The sequence below is a fragment of the Streptomyces sp. NPDC059201 genome, assembly GCF_042754585.1.
Taxonomy (GTDB): Bacteria; Actinomycetota; Actinomycetes; order Streptomycetales; family Streptomycetaceae; genus Streptomyces.
Map to the genome: position 1 here is coordinate 66,851 of NZ_JBHZBB010000016.1, position 20,633 is coordinate 87,483.

Annotated in this window: 16 protein-coding genes; 10 read left to right on the top strand and 6 right to left on the bottom strand. The window is 72.7% G+C overall.

All coding sequences use genetic code 11. The features are described from left to right. Positions 1 to 22: 22 nt before the first annotated feature. The 4 genes from ACFXMG_RS35910 (at position 23) to ACFXMG_RS35925 (ending at position 3,824) form a co-directional block, all read left to right on the top strand. A complete protein-coding gene (locus ACFXMG_RS35910) occupies positions 23 to 1,906 on the top strand; it encodes a radical SAM protein (protein ID WP_383820888.1) in 1,884 nt (627 codons plus the stop codon). Then, on the top strand, positions 1,903 to 2,640 hold the full coding sequence (locus ACFXMG_RS35915; RefSeq protein ID WP_383820885.1) for a 2OG-Fe(II) oxygenase: 738 nt from the start codon (positions 1,903 to 1,905) through the stop codon (positions 2,638 to 2,640). Before ACFXMG_RS35910 ends, ACFXMG_RS35915 begins: the two co-directional genes overlap by 4 nt. Before the next feature lie 74 nt (positions 2,641 to 2,714). Further along, positions 2,715 to 2,876, top strand: coding sequence for a hypothetical protein (locus ACFXMG_RS35920; protein ID WP_383820883.1), 162 nt, complete (start codon positions 2,715 to 2,717; stop codon positions 2,874 to 2,876). 57 nt (positions 2,877 to 2,933) lie between these two features. After that, positions 2,934 to 3,824 (top strand): aKG-HExxH-type peptide beta-hydroxylase, encoded by an 891-nt coding sequence (locus ACFXMG_RS35925; RefSeq protein ID WP_383820880.1) that lies wholly within the window; start codon positions 2,934 to 2,936, stop codon positions 3,822 to 3,824. A gap of 1,063 nt (positions 3,825 to 4,887) precedes the next feature. Here ACFXMG_RS35925 and ACFXMG_RS35930 read toward each other — a convergent pair. The 3 genes from ACFXMG_RS35930 to ACFXMG_RS35940 all read right to left on the bottom strand — a co-directional run bounded on the left by ACFXMG_RS35930 (position 4,888) and on the right by ACFXMG_RS35940 (position 6,546). Then, a complete protein-coding gene (locus ACFXMG_RS35930) occupies positions 4,888 to 5,616 on the bottom strand; it encodes a hypothetical protein (protein ID WP_383820878.1) in 729 nt (242 codons plus the stop codon). Between the two features lie 9 nt (positions 5,617 to 5,625). Next, the gene (locus ACFXMG_RS35935; RefSeq protein WP_383820875.1) at positions 5,626 to 6,054 is read right to left on the bottom strand and encodes a recombinase family protein; all 429 of its coding nucleotides are present in this window, start codon (positions 6,052 to 6,054) and stop codon (positions 5,626 to 5,628) included. A 69-nt stretch (positions 6,055 to 6,123) separates the two neighbouring features. After that, a complete protein-coding gene (locus ACFXMG_RS35940; protein ID WP_383820872.1) occupies positions 6,124 to 6,546 on the bottom strand; it encodes a YjbQ family protein in 423 nt (140 codons plus the stop codon). 117 nt (positions 6,547 to 6,663) lie between these two features. Between ACFXMG_RS35940 and ACFXMG_RS35945 the strand changes: the two genes are divergently transcribed. Beyond that, a complete protein-coding gene (locus ACFXMG_RS35945) occupies positions 6,664 to 7,728 on the top strand; it encodes an NAD(P)-binding domain-containing protein (protein WP_383821033.1) in 1,065 nt (354 codons plus the stop codon). Here ACFXMG_RS35945 and ACFXMG_RS35950 read toward each other — a convergent pair. The 3 genes from ACFXMG_RS35950 to ACFXMG_RS35960 all read right to left on the bottom strand — a co-directional run bounded on the left by ACFXMG_RS35950 (position 7,718) and on the right by ACFXMG_RS35960 (position 11,132). Further along, positions 7,718 to 8,050 (bottom strand): hypothetical protein, encoded by a 333-nt coding sequence (locus tag ACFXMG_RS35950; protein WP_383820870.1) that lies wholly within the window; start codon positions 8,048 to 8,050, stop codon positions 7,718 to 7,720. The genes ACFXMG_RS35945 and ACFXMG_RS35950 overlap by 11 nt on opposite strands. 85 nt (positions 8,051 to 8,135) lie before the next feature. After that, on the bottom strand, positions 8,136 to 9,008 hold the full coding sequence (gene mltG, locus ACFXMG_RS35955; protein ID WP_383820868.1) for an endolytic transglycosylase MltG: 873 nt from the start codon (positions 9,006 to 9,008) through the stop codon (positions 8,136 to 8,138). Positions 9,009 to 9,296: 288 nt separating this feature from the next. Next, positions 9,297 to 11,132 (bottom strand): ABC transporter ATP-binding protein, encoded by a 1,836-nt coding sequence (locus ACFXMG_RS35960; protein WP_383830492.1) that lies wholly within the window; start codon positions 11,130 to 11,132, stop codon positions 9,297 to 9,299. Positions 11,133 to 11,229: 97 nt separating this feature from the next. Between ACFXMG_RS35960 and ACFXMG_RS35965 the strand changes: the two genes are divergently transcribed. The 5 genes from ACFXMG_RS35965 to ACFXMG_RS35985 all read left to right on the top strand — a co-directional run bounded on the left by ACFXMG_RS35965 (position 11,230) and on the right by ACFXMG_RS35985 (position 20,633). After that, entirely contained in the window at positions 11,230 to 11,706 is a 477-nt protein-coding gene (locus ACFXMG_RS35965; protein WP_383830489.1) for a MarR family winged helix-turn-helix transcriptional regulator, read from the top strand. Positions 11,707 to 11,740: 34 nt separating this feature from the next. Continuing rightward, positions 11,741 to 14,665, top strand: a complete 2,925-nt coding sequence (locus tag ACFXMG_RS35970; RefSeq protein WP_383830486.1) for an FAD-binding and (Fe-S)-binding domain-containing protein — start codon at positions 11,741 to 11,743, stop codon at positions 14,663 to 14,665. A gap of 144 nt (positions 14,666 to 14,809) precedes the next feature. Further along, on the top strand, positions 14,810 to 16,759 hold the full coding sequence (locus tag ACFXMG_RS35975) for an ABC transporter ATP-binding protein (protein ID WP_383830483.1): 1,950 nt from the start codon (positions 14,810 to 14,812) through the stop codon (positions 16,757 to 16,759). Between the two features lie 257 nt (positions 16,760 to 17,016). Beyond that, positions 17,017 to 18,855 (top strand): ABC transporter transmembrane domain-containing protein, encoded by a 1,839-nt coding sequence (locus ACFXMG_RS35980; RefSeq protein WP_383830481.1) that lies wholly within the window; start codon positions 17,017 to 17,019, stop codon positions 18,853 to 18,855. Continuing rightward, positions 18,852 to 20,633 carry an ABC transporter ATP-binding protein gene (locus tag ACFXMG_RS35985; protein ID WP_383830478.1) on the top strand — a complete coding sequence of 594 codons (1,782 nt, stop codon included), beginning with the start codon at positions 18,852 to 18,854 and terminating at the stop codon, positions 20,631 to 20,633. The genes ACFXMG_RS35980 and ACFXMG_RS35985 overlap by 4 nt, the downstream gene beginning before the upstream one ends.

A 20,633-nucleotide genomic window follows, 5' to 3' on the forward strand; every position in this document is an offset into this window, starting at 1 on the left:
TCTCCTCCTCCGGAGTCCTCTGATGCCCGTCACCTGCACCGCCTCCATCGACCTGGAGAGTCTCTACGCCCCGCTGTCGAGCACCGGGACGGACACGGCCGTCTCCGTCATCCTCAAGCTCCGCGGGGAGACCTGCGACATCGACTGCCTGTACTGCTTCGAGAAGCGCAAGGAGTCACCGGGCGGCGCCCGGATCAGCGCGGAACAGGTCCACCGCCTCGGTTCGATCTTCTCCGGGCGTCCGCTCAGCGTCGAACTCCACGGCGGGGAGCCCCTGACCGCCGGCCGGGAACGGATCGCGGAGATCCTGGACGCGCTCGCCGCACAGCCGAACGTCATCCGCGTGAGCCTCCAGACCAACGGCCTCCAGCTCGACGACGCCTGGCTGGACCTGTTCGAGCGGCACTGCCCGGAGCTGGAGATCGGCCTCTCCCTCGACGGGGACGCGCTCGGGAACTCGTGGCGTGTCGGCTACGACGGCCAGCCCACGTACCCTCGAGTGGTCGAAGCCCTGGAACTCCTCGGCCGTCGAGAACGCCGCGTCGGCGTCATCTGCGCCGTCACCCCCTTCGTCCTCGACCGGGCCTCCGAGGTCATGGAGCACCTCGCCTCCTTTTCCGCCGTGACGACGGTCAGCCTGGTGCCGTGCTTCGACGCGGCGGTCACCCGGTCGACCACTATGGCGGGATCCCGTACGCCGACCAGCCGGGCACTCCAGCGACGGGCCATCGGCCCCACCGGCCCGGCCTGGGCCGTCACGCCACGCCAGTACGCCGACTTCGTTCTGGAGGCCGCCCACCACTGGGTCGCCGACGGCCTGTTCCGCCGCGTCAAGCTGGAGCCCGTCGTCTCCGTCATCCGCCGCCTGAGGGGTCTACAAACCCGTTCCTGTCACTTCTCCGACTTGAAGTGCGACCACGTCCTCACCCTTTATCCCGATGACCGCCTGGGAAGCTGCGACGAGCTGCCCTGGCCGCAGGCCGGCCTGGCCACGCTCGGTGGCGTACACGCTGAGGCAGACGTGGCCGGCGCCCAGGGCAGCTCTCCCCTTCTCCGGCAGGCACGCTCCCTGGTCACGAAGTGCACGACCTGCGACTACCGCGACACCTGCGGCGCGGGCTGCCCGGCGGTCCGCCTCCGCTTCGCCGCCGCGGGCGACGAAGACGCGTACTGCGACCACCGCATGCGCCTGATCGACGGCGTCGCCGCCCTGCTCGCCCAGCCGGATCTCCCGCCCAGCGCCTCCTGTTCCCGGCTACGCTGGCGTCCCGTCCGCCCCAACGACATGCACCACGTCGGGGCGTTCCTGGCCCGCTGGGATGACCCCGCCGCACCGCGCCCGCCAGCACGCCTCCAGGTAAGCGCCCACGGCAACATCAACACGGTCGGCCTCCCAGGCATTCACGAGGCGGACGATCTCGACCCGCGACACCCCCAGTGGTACGAGGGCATCGAGCCCGGCGTCCTCCCGGTCGTCGACGCGCTCACCGCGGGCTGGAACACCGTCACCTATGACAGCTGCCAGGGCCACGCCTACGCCGACCTCCCCGAAGCCGAGCCCCGGTTCCTCTCGGTCGGCATCCTGCCGCGCGACCGCGCCGAGTACGCGCGAACAGCGGCGCGCCTGTGCCGCGCCGCCGGCCGAGCCGAGTCCTCCCTGCCCGGAGCGTGTTCGCTGGTCCTCGGCCGCAACGAGCTCACGTGCCGCACTACCGGCCGGGTGTACCCGACGCTGGACCTCCATCTCGTACCCGCTGCCGGCACCACGCCTGCCGAGTACTTCGAGGACCTCACCGAGGCCGCGCACGTACTCACGGAGGCCCTGGCCGAAGCCGCCTATGCCTCGCCGTCCGCCCTCTGCGCCTGCGCGGGCGAGGCCGACTCCAGCGATGGAGGCGAGCAGTGATCCACATCGCCGAGACGCTGTCCATCCGGACCGTGGAGAGCTTCCTCAAACCGAACGAGATCGAGCGCCTCAACGACGTCATGGACGACGCGCTCGGCTCCCTCGGCCGCGACCGGTACGGCGCGGGCCGCCATACGACCATCCACGAGATCCCCGGTCACTCCCCCGCCGAGGCACAGGATGTCTACGAGCCGGCCGGCCGGATCGAGATGACCGACATCCCGTACGAGGCGACAACCCTCCTCGACCAGGCCCTCAAGCTCCACATGGCCGCCATCACGCGCACCCTGCCATCGGTCACCGGCCACCGGCCGTGGATCTACCTCGAGTACGGCGCCGGCCAGTACATCACCCCGCATGCCGACGGCATCGCCCCCGATCCCCTCACCCGTCCCCGGCAGATCGCCGCCGCGACGGTCACGCTCACGGACATCCAGGACACAGGCGGGGCGTTCTACGTGGAGACCACGGGCAGCGACGCCGCCTGGACCACCGACGAGGCGCCGACCGAGTCGGGTTACGTCCCGGGGATGCGCTTCACACACGACGGAACGGACATGTCCTCCCCCTGGTTTCGCGCCATGCCCCGCACCCGATGGAGCGTCGCACCCGCTCCCGGGACTCTCGTGGTCTTCGGCAGCCAGCTCGTCCACGGCACCGAACCGGTCCGCGCCGGCCGCGTTCGAAAGTTCCTGACCCTCTTCGTCGCCGAATTAGGAGCCATGCATCCGTGACCGGCCCCCGCGGCCCGCCCGCACCAGCCCTTCGCCCCGACCCACCGCCCCTACCTGAGGAGAGAGAGCGAGCAGTGGCAGACGACAAGACGTTCGACGAGTTCCTGGAGGCGGTCGCGTCCCTGCGTGACAGCGACCCGGTGCGCACCACCGCGCACACCTCCAACGCGGCCACCGAGACCTGGCTGGCCACCACAGTGCAGCCCGACGCCGCTGAGCCCACCACCGTGTCCTGACCCGCCATGGGGCCGGGCCCGTCCCGGTCCGGCCCCGTTCCACTCCCGGAGCCCCAGATGAGCGCTCTCTCCCCGGAAGCCCTGGTCGCCCTCGACGGTATCGCCGAACACCAGCGCCAACGGACCAGCCGTATCGCCTCCGTACTCGGCAACCGTCTCGGCTCGTCCGCCCTCGACTACGCCGTCGCCCACCACCTGCTCGAAGGCGCCGAACCCGCGGCGCGCGCCCGGGACGCTGACCTCCTCGCCTGGTACCGCCGTACGACGGTGCGAGATCTGACCCACCTGTCGGCCGGCCCGCACATCGTGCTCAGCCCGCGCCCCGCGGACCTGCTCCGCTCGGAGATCTCTGAAACCGCGTACTACCTCGTCCGCCCCGACACCAGCCCTGCCCCACCCGAGGCCCACGGCCTCGTTCGTGCCGCCCTCGCCTCCGCGACCGAGCACGGCTTCGGCACCCTGCTCACCCAGCACGCCCCCGTCATCTGCCTGCTCAACCGCCGCCGACTCGACGAGACCCTCCACAGCTGGGCCCTCACCCGCCTCCCGGGCACGGTCTTCACCGACTACACCGCGCACCCCGAGGCCCTAGCCCGCGACCTCATCCACGAGGCCGCCCACAACTGGCTCAACGACGCCCTGGTCGCACACGACGTGCGCCTCCCCGCCGACGTCACCTTCTTCTCCCCCTGGCGAGGAACTCCTCGTCCCGTCCACGGCTTTCTTCACGCCTGCTGGGCCTTCTCCCTTACCGTGCTCTACACGCGGCAGGCCCGCTGCAGCGCCACGGGTGCGGCGGTTCCCTTCCTGGACGCCCACCTGCGCCAGCAGGAGGGCCGGTTCGCCTCCGTACTCGATTCGCTCGCGGAGGCACTCTCGTACGTTCCCACTGAAGCAATCCGTGATCGCATCAACCGGGCCGTGGGCGGGGTCGTGCCACTGGCGTAACCACCATCGGTTGTTCCGGCAACGCCTCCGGCTCGGCAGGCCGCGGGCCCCGTTCCCAGGGGAACGAGGCCCGGACCGCGTCACGCCGCCAGGGACCAATGAACGTTCTCCGAGAATGAATCGAGAACGACAAGCTGAGGTTGGTCGAACACCACCGCCACTCCGGACCGATTCGTCATGCGACTCGTATGAATACGCACCGCGACGCGCACCCGGCCACCGGGAGGAACTACCTCAGCCGACAGCGCTCGCACTGCCTCGGAAAGTCCCAGGATTCCGAGGTCAGTCGGAATACACCAAGGTCTTCCGCTCCTGTGATGCTGAGCATCAGCGACACTGCAGGGCGCGAGCCGGTGCCTGCCCGTGCCTTGACCATCTCGTCGCAAGTCCTTGTGCGCCCGTTAGCCTTGCCAGCCTCCGACCGAGTCAAGGGCGCGGAACCCGCCTGGTCCATTTCGACGGTAGCGGGCCCTCGCCGTCGGACCGTGTTGCAGACAAGTGCAGACGGACCGATGAGTGTCGCTTCGACGGCGCTCCGGCCCAGGATCACCTCGGTGGCTCCGTCCTGCCCCTGCGCTTCCCTCATCTTTCCTCCGAGAAGGGCGGCCAGGTCCGCAGCCTTCGCCGCGTCATTGGTCAGGATCGCCCATGTGGGCTCGTCGGTCGACCAGCCGTGCTGGTGGGCAATATGCAACTCGCCTGCGATCAGTTCGGTATCCGTTTTCGAAATCTGGTGGCTCCTGGCGCTCGCTCGACTAAGGAAAGCCAGGATGCGCCCGATACCGGGACTTGACGGTGCCACCCGATCCCTCCGAGACCTCAGGTACCCATGGTCCGGAATGATCCGCTCAGGCTCAGAGGGTTCTGCTCGGGACCGTGCAGGATTCCCGGCACCCACCACACCGGGGACGATGCCGAGAACACCGTCACCTGACCCCGAAGTCCAACAGAATCTCCTTGCGGGCTTGGACGTCCGGCGCCTTCATCCATCGGTCCTCCACTGTTTCGCCAGTGGGGCGCTGCCGCATGCCGGGCGGTCGCTGGGGCTCGCTCTCAAGTTCCTTCAGTTCCCGGGAGAGCTCGATGTATCGCTCGCGGTACCACTCGGCGTCGTCGGGCTGGTCGTAGAGGCCGGCGTGTTGGGTGCTGGGCGGCAATGCTGCGCGCTCTTCCAACCCTTGTTCCGGGCGGTGCACGCGTAGCGGGGCGGAACGTCGGCGGACGTCTGGCTGAAGAGACGGTTGTGGCACTGGCCGCACAGCGCTACTTCCGTCAAGAGGTACGACCGGTTGGTCTTGCGGCCCCGATACGGGGTGTCCCTGGCACGGAGCACCTCCTTCAAAGCGTTGTGCGTGGTGCGGTTCCACAATCCCTCGCTCAGGCGCACCGGGTTTCCCGTCCGGTCGATGACGGGCTTGCCCTGGTGGACGAAGTAGCCCGTGGCCGCCTCGGACAGCAGCATGTTGCGCAGGCTCGTGGGGTACCAGGGGCGCCCACGGGCCGGCTTGCCGTACATGACGGCAAGGTGGTCGGCCGGCGACAGCTCGCCAAGACGGTTGAGGCGAGCGGCCTCACTGCTCACCGACACGTTCTCCGGGTCGGCAAGGATACGGCGGGCGACGGTCCGCAGGACCTCGGCCGCATGCGGGTGGAGCTCGACCCGGTCGACCTGGCCGTTCGGCACGGCACGGACGTACTGGCAGCCGTACGACGGGTTGCCCTTCGGGCGGCCGGCAGCGCGCATCTTCTTGGTCGCATCACGGTTGCGCCGCTGTATGGCGCGCAGCTCCATCTGCGCGCCCTATGCCTCCATCGTGAAGCGGTTCTCGTCGTTCGGGTCGTCGAGGCTCCAGACGCCCTCATGCCCGTAGGTGACGAGGAGCTTGCCCTCGTCACGCATCTTGTAGCCGGTGTTCAAGCAGTCGACCACGTTGCGACCGATCCGGTCGACCGCTGCGGCCACGAGCCCGTCGTACTTGCCCCGCTCGTCACAGAGCCACGGACCGAGCTTCGGACGGGTCATCGGGTCGGTGGCACCGGACACCTCCCAGTCGTCCGCCCAGTCGATGATGTGCCCGCCGACGGCAGCGGCAGCCGTCAGCACGTCCTCCCGCTGCCGCTCCGGCGAGGTCGTGTCGGCCTTCACCCGCGACAGCCGGCGTACTCCGAGCAGGCACTTTCCGCAGCCGTCGTAAGGCCGCTCGATCTCGTCCATAGTGGTACCGCGCATCTTTCTCCCGTTTCGCCGGAGCGTAAGGAGAATCGGCGGCCACACCCAGGACGATCTTGATCCGCTCGGTCAGCCCAGGAAGCTCAGTCGGACCTGGCGGTCCGGGTTGTCCTTGTTGGTGTCGACCAGGCAGACCGACTGCCAGGTGCCCAGGGCGAGGCGGCCCGCGATGACCGGGAGGGTGGCGTGGGGCGGGAGGAAGGCGGGGAGGACGTGGTCGCGGCCGTGGCCGGGGGTGCCGTGGCGGTGCTGCCAGCGGTCGTCGGCGGGGAGCAGGTGGTGGAGGGTGGACAGGAGGTCGCTGTCGCTGCCCGCGCCGGTCTCCAGGACCGCGAGACCGGCGGTGGCGTGGGGCACGAAGAGGTTGAGGAGGCCGTCGCGGCCCGCGGCCGTCTCCGTCAGGAAGTCCTCGCAGGCTCGCGTCAGATCGGTGACCGTCTCACTGGAGCCGGTGGTGAGGCTGAGGACGCGGGTGGTGAAGGAGTGTGACATGGGGTCATCCTGCCGCCCGAGGCACAGGATGGCGCGCCCATGCCGCGAGACACCATCGGGAAGATCTCGGAGCTCGGGCCCGTTGGTAGAAACGTGAACGAAAATGTGGCGGGTGCGGTGGAGGTCCTGGTCGTGGGGGCCGGGCAGGCGGGGCTTTCCGCCGCGTTTCATCTGCGGCGGAGTGGGCTGGAGGCCGGGCGGGACTTCGTCGTGCTCGATCATGCACCCCGGGCGGGTGGGGCTTGGCAGTTCCGGTGGCCTTCGCTGACCTACGGGAAGGTGCACGGGATGCACTCGCTGCCGGGGATGGAGCTGACCGGTGCCGATCCCGCGCGGCCCTCCTCCGAGGTGATCGGCGCCTATTTCGACACGTACGAGCAGACCTTCGGGCTGCGCGTCCACCGGCCGGTGGACGTGACCGCCGTGCGGGAGGGGGAGGGCGGGCGGCTGCGGGTGGAGACGTCGGAGGGGGTGTACGAGACGCGGGCGCTGATCAACGCCACCGGCACCTGGGACCGGCCGTTCTGGCCGCGCTACCCCGGCCAGGAGACCTTCGGGGGCGACCAGTTGCACACCGCGCGGTATCCGGGGCCGGAGGCGTTCGCCGGGCGGCGGGTGATCGTGGTGGGCGGCGGCGCTTCGGCCACCCAGCACCTGCTGGAGATCGCGGAGCACGCCGCCACGACCACCTGGGTGACGCGGCGCGAGCCGGTCTTCCGGGAGGGTCCCTTCGGCGAGGCCGAGGGGCGGGCGGCCGTCGCCCTTGTCGAGGAGCGGGTGCGGCAGGGGCTGCCGCCGCGCAGCGTGGTCTCGGTGACGGGGCTGCCCGTCAACGACGCGATCCGCGCGGGACTGGCGAACGGCGTTCTGGACCGGCAGCCGATGTTCGAACGGATCACGCCGACCGGCGCCGTCTGGGCGGACGGCCGCACGGTCGACGCGGACGTGATCCTGTGGGCGACCGGCTTCCGGCCGGCCCTCGACCACCTCGCCCCGCTGCGTCTGCGGGGCCCTGGCGGCGGCATCCAGGTGGAGGGGACCCGCGCCGTCCTCGACGAGCGCGTCCATCTGGTCGGTTACGGCCCGTCGGCCTCCACGATCGGCGCCAACCGGGCCGGTCGCGCCGCCGTGGCCGAGATCCGGCGCCTGCTCGCGCGTCGCCCGGAGCCGGTTACGGTCTGAGCGAGCCGTCGCGCGGCCGCCACTCGCCCTCCGGCGACCTCAGCCCCGCCTCGGGCGCGTACCGTGCGCGCCCCTCCGTCCCGTACCGCGGCCCCTCCGTCCCGTATCGCGGCCCCTCCTCCAGAAAGACGCCGCTCCGGGAGAGGAGGACCTGGGTGAGGACGTCGTGGGCGAGGGCGAAATGTCGCTCGTCCGGATGGGTGGTCAGCCGGATCTCCACCCAGGCATCGTCGACGTCCACCCCGGTCACCCGGGCCAGTCGCCTGGCCTGCCAGGAGGTGATGGGAGACCAGATCCAGCGACGTCGTCTGAGGTGCTTCATGCGCTGACCAACGATCCGCACCTCTCCGCGATACCACGCAAATCGGTCGATATCAGGACACAGGGGGTCTCGCCCGCGGAGGGGGTCACCCCCGTCCTTCCCTCTCCTGCCTCCGCCGCTCGTTGAACTCGGCCACGTTCGCCTGGTGCGTCGCGTAGTCGGCGGTGAAGCGGGTGTCGCCGGGGCCGACCGTGACGAAGTAGAGCCAGTCGCCGGTGGGCGGGTGGAGGGCGGCGGTCATGGCCTGCTCGCCGGGGTTGCCGATGGGAGTGGGCGGGAGCCCCTTGTGCGCGTAGGTGTTGTACGGGCTCGTGACGCGGGTGTCCTCGAAGGTGGTGTCGACCGTGCTGCGGCCCAGCGCGTAGTTGAGGGTCGAGTCCATCTGGAGGGGCATGTCCCGCGCGAGGCGGTTGTGGACGACGCGGGCGACCCTGGCCATGTCGTCGGCGGTGTCCGCCTCGGCCTGGGCGATGCTCGCGACGATCAGCGCCTGGTGCGGTGTGAGGCCCTGGGCGCGGGCGGCCTCGGCGGTCGCCGGGGTGCCGAAGCGGCGGCCGGCGGTGGCGACCATGTAGCGCAGCAGACCCTCGGCGGTGGTGCCGCCCGGGAGCGGATACGTGGCGGGGAAGAGGTAGCCCTCCGGATTGCCGCGCGCCTCCGCCGGGAGTCCGAGCGCGGTGGCGGGGGCGGTGGCCGCCTTGCGGGTGGTGCCGTCCGGCAGGGCGAGGGCGCGGTCGACGTCCTCGTACACCTGGGTCGAGCGCCGGCCCTCGGTGACGAGCAGGGTCGGGGGCTCGGGCGGCGCGGCGGGCCGGTCGCGCGGGAGGAGCAGCAGGAGGGGGACGGCGGTCGCGACTGCGAGGGCGAGCAGCCCGCCGGCGACGACGGCCACCCGGCCGCGGCGGGTGAGCCGGGGGCGGCGGCGGGGTGCGTACGGGGAGGACGGCCGGTACGACATGGCCGCACCGTAACCCGGCGCCGCCGGGTTTCCGGGGAGCCCCGCACACGGCGGCGCCGCCGGCCCCCTGGGACGGGGGGCCGGCGGCGCGCTCGGAGCTGCGTGGGTCAGACGAGCCAGCCCAGGAAGTGGAGGACGCCGGCGAGCAGGTCGGTGATGACGTTCATGGTGGTGCTTCTCCTCGTACAGGTGTTTCGTGGGACAGCGCAGTCGCGGTCTGCAGCCCGTCGCTTGCGCACCGTAATCTTCCGACGCCGTACGGGAGTTGGGCAACGAAACCGGGAACGATCACACGTTCGTGGGAACAACCGCTCCCACGTTCGCCTGTTCGTCGCGGCGGACCAGGGCGGCGTACTGGCCGTCCCGGGTCATCAGCTCCTCGTGCGTGCCGCTCTCCGCGATCCGGCCCGACTCCAGGACGACGATGCGGTCGGCGTCGCGGACGGTGGAGAGGCGGTGGGCGATGGTGATCGTGGTGCGGCCGGCGGAGAGGCCGTCGATGGCCTGCTGCACGGCGTGTTCCGTGCGGGTGTCGAGGGCGCTGGTCGCCTCGTCCAGGATGAGCACCGGCGGGTCGCGCAGGATCGTGCGGGCGATCGCCAGACGCTGCTTCTCGCCGCCGGAGAAGCGGTAGCCGCGCTCGCCGACCAGGGTGTCGTACCCGTCGGGCAGCGAGGCGATGTGGTCGTGGATCTGGGCGGCCCTGGCGGCGGCCTCGATCTCCGCGTCGGTGGCGTCGGGCTTCGCGAAGCGCAGGTTGTCGGCGACCGAGGCGTGGAAGAGGTACGTCTCCTGGGAGACGACGCCGATCGCGCCGGCGAGGGTGTCGAAGCCGAGGTCGCGGACGTCGACGCCGTCCAGCGTGACCCTGCCTCCGGTCACGTCGTAGAGGCGGGGCACGAGATAGCTCAGCGTGGACTTGCCGGAGCCGGTGGGGCCGACGACGGCGAGGCTGCCGCCGGCGGGCACGGTGAGGTCGATGCCGTCGAGGGTCGGGCGGCCCGCGCCCTCGGGCTCGTACTGGAAGCGGACCTTCTCGAAGCCGATCTCGCCGCGGACGGCGCCGATGCGGACGGGCTCGTCGGGCTCGGTGATGTCCACCGGGAGGTCGAGGTACTCGAAGATGCGCTGGAAGAGCGCGAGCGAGGTCTGCATCTGGACGCCGGTGGAGAGCAGGCTCACCGTCGGCCGGAAGAGGCCCTGCTGGAGCGAGACGAAGGCGACCAGGGTGCCGAGGGAGATCGCGGCGCCGCCCGCCCGCATGGCGAAGCCGGCCGCCCAGTAGAGCAGCGCGGGCATCGCGGCCATGACGATGCCGATGACGGACATCCGCCAGCGCCCGGCCATGGAGGAGCGCACTTCGAGGTCGACGAGGCGCTCGGACTCCCGGGAGAAGGACTCGGTCAGCGAGTCGGCACGGCCCATGGTGCGGCCGAGCAGGATGCCGCTGACGGAGAGCGACTCGGTGACGGTCGCCGCCATGGCGGCCATCTGCTTCTGGCGCTGGGTGGTGATCCGCTTCCGCTCGCCGCCGACCCGCCGGCTGATCCAGACGAAGACGGGCAGCAGGAGCAGGGAGAAGAGGGTGAGCCGCCAGTCGAGGGCGAGCATGGCGACCACGGTCGCGACGACGGCGGTCAGGTTGGAGACCAGCGAGGTCGCCGTGGAGGTGACGGTGGCCTGCATCCCGCCGATGTCGTTGGCGATCCGGGACTGGACCTCGCCGGTCCGGGTACGGGTGAAGAAGGCCAGTGGCATTCTCTGGAGCCGGGCGTAGACCGCGGTGCGCAGGTCGTGCATGACGCGCTGGCCCACGGTGGTGGAGATCAGGGTCTGGAGCACGCCGAAGACGCCGGTCAGGACGGCGGTGACGATCATGCCGAGGGCGAGCAGGCTGAGCAGCCCGGTGCGCCCCTGGGGGATCGCGGTGTCGAGGATCTCCTTGAGGAGGAACGGGGAGGCGACCGAGACCAGCGAGGCGGCGCCGACCAGGAGGCCGACGAGCGCGAGGCGGGCGCGGTAGGGACGGAAGAGGCCGAGGATGCGCCGCAGCTGGGCGGGCTCCTTCGGCTGCGCGGGATCGCGCGGCGGTGGTGTCCAGGTGGACTCGTCGTGGGGGCGCATGGGCTCCTTCGAGGGATGAGACATGACCGTGCAACATCGGACTGTAGCTCACTCTTACCTATGTTCACAATGAGCTAGGTCCTGATAATGTTCCCCCATGGACTCCCCCGCCGCGAGCGCGCCCTCCGTGAGCACCCCCGACCCCGACGGGCTCCTCGCCGAGCAGTTGCTCCGGCTCACCCGCCGGCTCCACCGCATCCAGAAGCGCCACCTGGAGCCGGTCGGCATCACCCCGGCCCAGTCCCGCTTGCTCCGCCTGGTCGCGCACTTCGGCGACGCCCCGCCCCGGATGGCGGACCTCGCCGCCCGCCTGGAGGTCGTCCCGCGCGCCGTGACCAGCCTCGTCGACGGTCTGGAGGCGGCCGGCCGGGTGCGCCGGGTGCCCGATCCGAGCAACCGCCGGGTGGTGCGGATCGAGCTCACCGACGAGGGGCGCGCCACGCTGCGGGAGCTGCGCAGCGCGCGCCGGGCGGCCGCAGAGGACATCCTGGCTCCATTGACCGTCGAACAGCGCGAGGTGCTCGGAGGTCTGCTGACCGCCCTGGCCGGGCCCGTCCCGGAGAGCGTCGGCTGACGCCCCGGGCGCCCGCGCCGAGGGGAGCCGTGCCATGCCGCTGCTGGAACCGAACCCGCAGGCCCTCAGCCCGGGCCGGAAGCGGACCCCGGCTCCCGACCGGGTCCCGGACCTCCAGGCGCGGGGCACCCCGCGGCGGCTGCGGGAGGACCTGGCGGCCCTGATCGGTCCCGAGAAGATCCTCTCGGGCGTCTCCGACCTGGTGCGGTACGCCTCCGACGCGAGCCCCTACCGCTTCCTCCCGCAGGTCGTCGTGGTCGCCGAGGACGTCGACGACATCTCGGCCGTGCTGTCCTACGCGCACGGCAAGGGCCGCGAGGTGGTCTTCCGGGCCGCCGGGACCAGCCTCAACGGGCAGGCGCAGGGAGAGGACATCCTCGTCGACGTCCGCCGCCACTGGGTGGGCGTCGAGGTCCTCGACGACGGCGCCCGGGCCCGGATCCGCCCCGGCACCACCGTCGTGCGCGCCAACGCGGCCCTCGCCCCGTACGGGCGCGTGCTCGGCCCCGACCCGGCCAGCGCCGTCGCCTGCACGATCGGCGGGGTCGTCGCCAACAACGCCTCCGGGATGACCGCCGGCATCACCCGGAACTCGTACCGGACGGTCTCCTCGCTCACCTTCGTCCTGCCGGGCGGGACGGTCGTCGACACGGCCGACCCGGCCGCCGACGAGGAGCTGGCCCGCGCCGAGCCCGGCCTGTGCGAGGGGCTGCTCGCGCTCAAGGCCGAGATCGAGGCCGACGCGCGGCTCACGGACCGGATCCGCGCCAAGTACCAGATCAAGAACACCAACGGCTACCGCCTCGACGCCTTCCTCGACGGGGCGACCCCGGTGGAGATCCTGCGGGGCCTGATGGTCGGCTCCGAGGGCACCCTCGGCTTCCTCTCCGAGGTCGTCTTCGACACCCTGCCGCTCGACCGGCTGGTCTCCACCGCACTGCTCTTCTTCCCCACGCTGCCCGCCGCCGCGGCGGCCGTGCCCCGGTTCAACGAGGCCGGGGCGCTCGCCGTCGAGCTCATGGACGGCAACACCCTGCGGGCCTCGGTCAGCGTGTCCGGCGTCCCGGCCGACTGGGCCGGGCTCCCCAAGGACACCACGGCGCTGCTCGTCGAGTTCCGCGCCCCGGACGAGACGGCCCTCGCCGCGTACGAGGAGGCGGCGGGCGCGGTCCTGGACGGGCTCGACCTGGTCGCGCCGGTGCCCTCCGTCGACAACGCCTTCACCCGTGACGCGGGCAGGATCGGCGGCTACTGGAAGGCCCGCAAGGCGTTCGTGACGGCCGTCGGCGGCTCCCGCCCCTCCGGTACGACCCTGATCACCGAGGACTTCGCGGTGCCCCCGGACCGGCTCGCCGAGGCGTGCGCGGAACTGCTCGACCTCCAGGCACGGCACGGTTTCGACGCGGCCGTCGCCGGGCACGCCGCCCACGGCAACCTGCACTTCCTGCTCGCCTTCGACGCCGCCGACCCGGCTGACGTCGAGCGGTACGCCTCCTTCATGGACGAGTTCTGCAAGCTCACCGTCGAGCGTTTCGACGGCTCCCTGAAGGCCGAGCACGCCACCGGCCGCAACATCGCCCCCTTCCTGGAGCTCGAATGGGGCCCGAAGGCGACCGGGCTCATGTGGCGCACCAAGGAGCTCATCGACCCCGACGGGGTCCTCGCCCCCCGGATCGTCCTCGACCGGGACCCTCAGGCGCACCTGCGCGGCCTGAAGACCATCCCGTCCGTGGAGCGGATCGCCGACCCGTGCATCGAGTGCGGCTTCTGCGAACCGACCTGTCCCAGCCACGACCTGACGACCACGCCGCGCCAGCGCATCGTGCTGCGCCGGGAGATGCTGCGGCAGGCCGACGGCTCCCCCGTCGAGAGCCAACTCCTGGAGGCGTACGGCTACGACGCCGTCGACACCTGCGCCGGCGACTCCACCTGCAAGCTGGCCTGCCCCGTCGGCATCGACACCGGCGCCCTGATGAAGGACTTCCGGCACGCGCGGCACTCCCCGCGCGAGGAGCGGATCGCCGCCCTCGCCGCGAAGCACTTCCGCGCCGTGGAGAGGTCGGCGCGGCTCGCGGTGGGCGCGGCCGGTCACCTGGGCGACGGCTTCCTGGAGCGGGTGACCGGCTTCGCCCGCAAGGCCGTCCGGCCCGACCTCGTACCGGAGTGGCTGCCCGAGATCCCCGGCGCGGCGCCCCGCCGGCTGCCCCGCACCCACCGCCCGGCGGCCGTCGCCGTCTACTACCCGGCCTGCGTCAACCGCATCTTCGGCAACCCGGACGACACCCCGGGACCCTCCCTGCCGGAGGCCGTCGTCGCCGTCTCGGCCCGGGCGGGCCGGCCCGTGTGGATCCCGGACGACGTGGCCGGTACCTGCTGCGCCACCATCTGGCACTCCAAGGGGTACCGGGAGGGCAACGAGGTGATGGCCAACCGGATCGTCGAGGCCGCCTGGGGCTGGACGGCGGGCGGGCGGCTCCCGCTCGTGGTCGACGCCTCCTCCTGCACCCTCGGCATCGCCGACGAGGTCGTCCCGTACCTCACCGACGACAACCGCGCGCTGCACGCCGAACTGACCGTCGTGGACTCCCTGGTGTGGGCCGCCGACGAACTGCTCCCCCGCCTGGAGGCGCGCCGCCGCGTGGACGCGGCCGTCGTCCACCCCACCTGCTCGATGCGGCACCTCGGCGACGCTGAGAAGCTCACCGAGGTCGCCGAGTTCTGCGCCGAGGAGGTCGTGGTGCCGGTCGACGCGGGCTGCTGCGCCTTCGCGGGCGACCGGGGCATGCTCCACCCCGAACTGACGGCCTCGGCCACCGCCCGCGAGGCCGCCGAGGTCACCTCCCGTCCCTTCGACGCGCACCTCTCGGCCAACCGGATGTGCGAGATCGGCATGGACCGCGCCACCGGCCGCCGGTACGCCTCCGCCCTCCTCGCCCTGGAGCGCGCCACCCGCCCCTGAGCCGGCAGGTGGCGCCCGGTGCTGGGCATCTGGCCGGAATCCGTTCCCCCCGGCGGGTGAACCGCCCGCCGGGCGGTGCGCCGCGGGCGGATCCGGGTAGTTCCTCCCCTTCCGTGTCGTCACTCGGACGGGGGAACCATCACCGTGACCTCAGAGAAGACCACCGGCACCACTGAGACCACCGACACCACCGACACCACCGACAGAGCGGCCATCCCGGCTCCGGCTCCGCCGCCGCCCGCCGAGGAGTACCGCTTCCAGACGGGCAAGCTCGCCGCGCTCGAAGGCAGACCCACCTCGCCGTGGGTGATGGCCCGGCGGCTGCCGCAGCTCGTCCGCAAGGGGCTCGCGCTCGGCTGGCGGGTGGACCGCCGGGCGGTCACCCTGCTGCTCTCCTGCCAGGCCCTGTCGGCCGCCCTGGAGGCCACCGGCCTCGTCGCCACCGGCTCCACTCTCTCCTCGCTGATCGCCCCCGGCCCCATCCAGGACCGGATCACCGAGGCGCTGCCCTCCCTCGCGCTGATCGCCACCGCCGTCGGGCTGCGGGCCGTCCTCGGCATCGTGATCTCCGACGTCTCCTCGCGCCTCTCGCCGCGGATCTCCCGCGAGGCCGAGCTGGAGATGCTGCACGCGGCGGCGAACGCCGAGCTCACCGCGTACGACCATCCCGGCTTCAACGACAAGTGGGACCACGCCGACCGGGGCGCCGACGTCGCCAAGGACCTCATCACCGAGTCGCAGATGCTGATGTCCTGTCTCGCGTCGATCATCGCCGCCGCCGGGGTCGTCGCCGTCCTCCACCCGCTGCTGCTGCCGCTGCTCGTCCTCGCGGTGCTCCCCCAGGCGCTGGCCCGGATGAAGGGCGCGCACCTCCAGTGGGAGAGCAGCCGGGCGGTCTCCGCCGAGCGGCGCACGCTCGGGCACCTGCGCTGGTACATCGCCGACCGGCAGATCGCCGACCAGCTCCGCTCCGGCACCATGTTCGGCTTCCTCCTCGGCCGCTACCGCGAGATCGGCGCCCGCGTGGACACCGTCACCGACCGGGCCATCCACCGCGGTTCGCGCTGGGCGATGGCCGGTTCGGTGGCCGGAGGCGTCGCCTCGGCCGTCATGTGGGGCGCGCTGGTGCTGCTGCTCGCCTCCGGCCGGATGACGCTCGCCTCGGCGGGCACCGCGGTCTTCGCCCTCCAGACCGTGGGCAACAACCTGTACGGGATCGTCGGCTACGGCACCCGGATCTTCCGCACGGGGCTGTACGTGGACGACTGGGCCGACTTCATCGCGGAGGCGGGCGGCCACCGGCTGGACCGGGGCACCGTCGTCCCGGACCCGCCGAAGGCCGTCCGCGCCGAACGGCTCGGCTACACCTACCCGGACGCCGACGGGCCCGCGCTCACCGACGTCACCCTGGAGGTGCGGGCCGGCGAGATCGTCGCCCTGGTCGGCGAGAACGGCTCCGGCAAGACGACCCTCTCCCGGCTGCTCACCGGCCTGTACCTGCCGACGGAGGGCACGGTCACCTGGGACGCGCGGGACGTGCGCGAGCTCGACGCGTACGCGATGTGGCGGCACACGGCGGTCGTCCCGCAGGTCTTCGCGCACTGGCCGCTGTCCGCCGAGGAGAACGTCACACTCGGGCAGCCGCGCGGCGGGAGGGAGGCGCTGGAGCGGGCCGCCGAGCGGTCCGGCGCGGGCGAGGTCGTGGACGGGCTGCGCAGCGGCTGGGGCACGCTGCTGGCGCGGGAGTGGTTCGGCGGGGTCGAGCTGTCGGGCGGCCAGTGGCAGCGGCTCGCGATCGCCCGGGCCTTCTACCGGCCCGGTGTGCTCGTCCTCGACGAACCGACCAGCGCGCTCGACGCCCGCGCCGAGCACCGCATCTTCGCCGGGCTGCGGGAGGTCGCCGAGGGCCGGCCCGTCGTCCTGGTGACCCACCGCCTGGCGAACGTCGCGGTCGCCGACCGGATCGTCGTCCTCGGCCACGGCCGGATCGTGCAGGAAGGCACCTTCGCCGAACTCTCGGCCGCGCCGGGGCTCTTCCGCGAACTCCTGGCCCTCCAGAACGACCGGGGCGTCCCGGAGCAGCGGGAGCCGTAGAGCCAGCGGGGCAGGTGTGACGGGTGGCGCCCGGGGCGGCGTGACGGGCGGTGCCTGGAAGGGGCGGGTGGCCGGATACGTACCCCGGGGGCCGGAAAATCCGTTGCCGCGGGGGGCCGAGGGGGGCGAACCTGGCGGGGATCCCGCACCCCCGGGGTCCGTACCCAAGGGGTCCCTCCACGGGACCCCGGCCGACGCACGCCCGCGTGCCCCGGCCCACACCCCCCGTCCGCACCCCGAGCACCCCTGGGGACGTCATGCAGATCCATCAGCTCCCGTACGCCGACCCGGGGGTGCCCGACGTCCGTTCGGGCACCCGGTTCCTGATCTGGCTGGGGCGCATGCAGCTCGGCGGGCAGGTGAGGTCGCTGCTGTGGGGGCTGTTGCTCCAGCTGTCGATCGCCGGGCTGCCGATCGGTGTGGGCCTCGCCGTGCAGGCGGTCGTCGACCGCGACGGCGGCGGGCTCGCCCTCGGCTGCGGGGTGCTCGTGGCGCTCGGCGTCGGCATCGCCGTCGGCGACACCATGCTCCACCGCACCGCCGTCACCAACTGGATCACCGCCGCCGCGCGGGTCCAGCAGCTCCTCGCCCGCAGGACCGCCGAGCTCGGCGCGCTGCTGACCCGGCGGGTCGCGGCGGGCGAAGTGGTATCCGTATCGACAGGCGATGTCGAAAAAATCGGCTGGTTCGTGGAGGCGTTCTCCCGCTTCGCCGCCGCCGTCCTCACCCTCCTCGCCGTCTGCGTCGGCCTCATCGTGTACGAACCCGCGCTCGGCGTCGTCGTCGCGGTGGGCGTCCCCGCGCTCGCCCTGGCCGCGCTGCCGCTGCTGCCGCGCGCGACCCGCCGGGCCGACGAGCAGCGCGAGAAGGCCGGAAAGGCCACCGAACTCGCCTCCGACACGGTCGCCGGACTGCGCGTGCTGCGCGGCATCGGCGGCGAGGAGCTGTTCCTCGGCCGCTACCGGACGGCCTCCCAGGAGGTCCGCCGCGCGGCCGTGCGCAGCGCCCGCATGTGGGCCCTGATCGCCGCCGTCCAGGTGCTGCTGCCGGGCCTGCTCCTCATCGCCGTGGTGGTGTACGGGGCGGGCCTGGCGCTCGACGGCCGGATCACGGTCGGCGCGCTGGTCACGGTCTACGGCGCGGTCGCGCTCACCCACCACCCGCTGCGGCAGGTGGAGGAGATCGCCATGGCGTACGCCTTCTCCCGGCCCTCCGCGAAGCGCGCGGCGCGGGTCCTGGCCCTCACCCGCACCACCGAGGCGTCCGGCGGGGACTCCGCCGACCGCCCCGGGAAGGCGAAGGGCGACCTGTACGACCCGGTGACCGGGCTCATCGCCCCCGCCGGGCTGCTCACCGCCGTGGTGTGCGGCGACCCGGATGCTGCCGGACGGCTCGCGGACCGGCTCGGCGGGCACCCGGCCGAGCCGGACGACGACCACGTCTCGGTGCGCCTCGGCGGGGTGCCGCTCGACGAGCTGGCGCTGGACGCCGCCCGGGCGGCCGTCCTGGTCCAGGACAAGGAGCCGGTGCTGCTGTCCGGCACCCTCCACGAGCTGCTGGACGTGCCCGCGTCCGGCGCCGTCCGGCCCGAGGACGCGCTCGCCGCCGCCCAGTGCGACGACGTCCTCGACGCGCTCGCGCAGGCGTCGGTGGACGCCGACGGGGACCCGATGCGGACCCGGATCACCGAGCGGGGCCGCTCGCTCTCCGGCGGGCAGCGCCAGCGCCTCGCCCTCGCCCGGTCGCTGGTGACCGACGCGGAGGTGCTCGTCCTCGACGAGCCGACCTCGGCGGTCGACTCGCACACCGAGGCACGGGTCGCGGCCGGCGTCCGCAAGCTGCGCGCGGGCGCGACGACCGTCGTCCTGGCCTCGTCGCCGCTGGTCCTGGACCTGGCCGACCGGGTGGTCCTGGTCCACGAGGGCCGGGCCGTCGCCCACGGCACCCATCGCGGCCTCCTCGCGGACGAGCCGCTCTACCGGGCGGTCGTCACCCGCGAGACGGACGACGAGCTCGCCACCGCGGCGCCGGACGGGACTCACGAAGCCCCCCGTACGGCCCGCCGCCTCGAAGCACTGGAAGGGGAAACCGCATGATCGGCCTGGCGCCGCCCGCGTACGACCCGGCGGCACCGACGACCGCCACCACCCTGCCCGTCGCCGCCGGCGCGACCGTCCGGGCCTACGTCCGCGCGCTGCTGCGCCGGCACCGCAGGGCGTTCGCGCTGCTCGTCGGCGTCAACGCGGTCGCCGTGACCGCCTCCATGGCCGGGCCCTACGTGCTCGGCCAGGTGGTGAACCGGCTCGCCGAGGGCGCCCGGGAGCTCCATCTGGGGAGCGCGGTCGCGGTGTTCGCGGTCGCGCTCGTCGTCCAGACGTTCTTCGTGCGGCTCGTCCGGCTGCGCGGGGCGATGCTCGGCGAGGAGATGCTCGCGGACCTCAGGGAGGACTTCCTGGTCCGCGCGGTCGGCCTGCCGCCGGGCGTCCTGGAGCGGGCCGGCACCGGCGACCTGCTCTCCCGGATCACCACCGACGTGGACCGGCTGGCCAACGCGATGCGCGAGGCCGTGCCGCAGCTCGTGATCGGCGTGGTGTGGGCCGGGCTGCTGATCGGCGGGCTCGCCTTCACGGCGCCGCCGCTCGCCCTGGCCGTGGTCATCGCCGCGCCGCTGCTGATCGCCGGCTGCCGCTGGTACTTCAGGCGGGCGCCCTCCGCCTACCGCTCGGAGGCGGCCGGGTACGCGGCGGTCGCCGCCGCGCTCGCCGAGACGGTCGACGCGGGCCGCACGGTCGAGGCGCACCGGCTCGGCGCGCGCCGGGTGGCGCTCTCGGACCAGCGGATCCACGAGTGGACGCGATGGGAGCGGTACACGCTCTACCTGCGGTCCGTGCTCTTCCCGATCGTCAACCTGACGCACACGACGGTCCTGTGCGGAGTGCTCGCCATCGGCGGTATCGGTGTCTTCCAGGGCTGGATGGACGTCGGGCAGCTCACGACCGGCGCGCTGCTCGCGCAGATGCTGGTCGACCCGATCGGGATCGTGCTGCGCTGGTACGACGAGCTCCAGGTGGCGCAGGTGTCGCTGGCCCGGCTCGTGGGCGTGCGGGACATCGAGCCCGAGCCCGGCGACGGGTCGGTGCGGCCCGAGGGGCGGTCGGTCGAGGCGGCCGACGTGCGCTTCGGCTACCGCGAGGGCGTGGACGTGCTGCACGGGGTGTCGCTCGCCGTGGCGCCCGGCACGCGGCTCGCGCTGGTCGGCCCGTCCGGGGCGGGCAAGTCCACCCTGGGCCGGCTCCTCGCGGGCATCTACGGCCCGCGCGCCGGCGCGGTCACGCTCGGCGGGGCCGAGCTGGCCCGGATGCCGGCCGAGCGGGTCCGCGAGCACGTGGCGCTGGTCAACCAGGAGCACCACGTCTTCGTCGGCACCCTCCGCGACAACCTGCTGCTCGCCCGCCCGGAGGCCGGTGACCCGGAGCTGTGGACGGCCCTGGAGGCGGTCGACGCGGAGAGCTGGGCAAGGGCGCTCGACGCGGGCCTGGACACCGAGGTCGGCTCGGGCGGCCGCACACTGACCCCCGCGCAGGCCCAGCAGATCGCCCTGGCCCGCCTCGTCCTGGCCGATCCCCACACCCTGGTCCTGGACGAGGCCACCTCCCTCCTCGACCCCCGCGCGGCCCGCCACCTGGAACGCTCCCTGGGCCGCGTCCTGGACGGGCGGACGGTGGTGGCCATCGCCCACCGCCTCCACACCGCCCACGACGCCGACCTGATCGCGGTGGTCGAGCAGGGCCGGATCAGCGAGCTGGGCAGCCACCACGAGCTGGTCGCCGCGGACGGCGCGTACGCGGCGCTGTGGCGGTCCTGGCACGGCTGA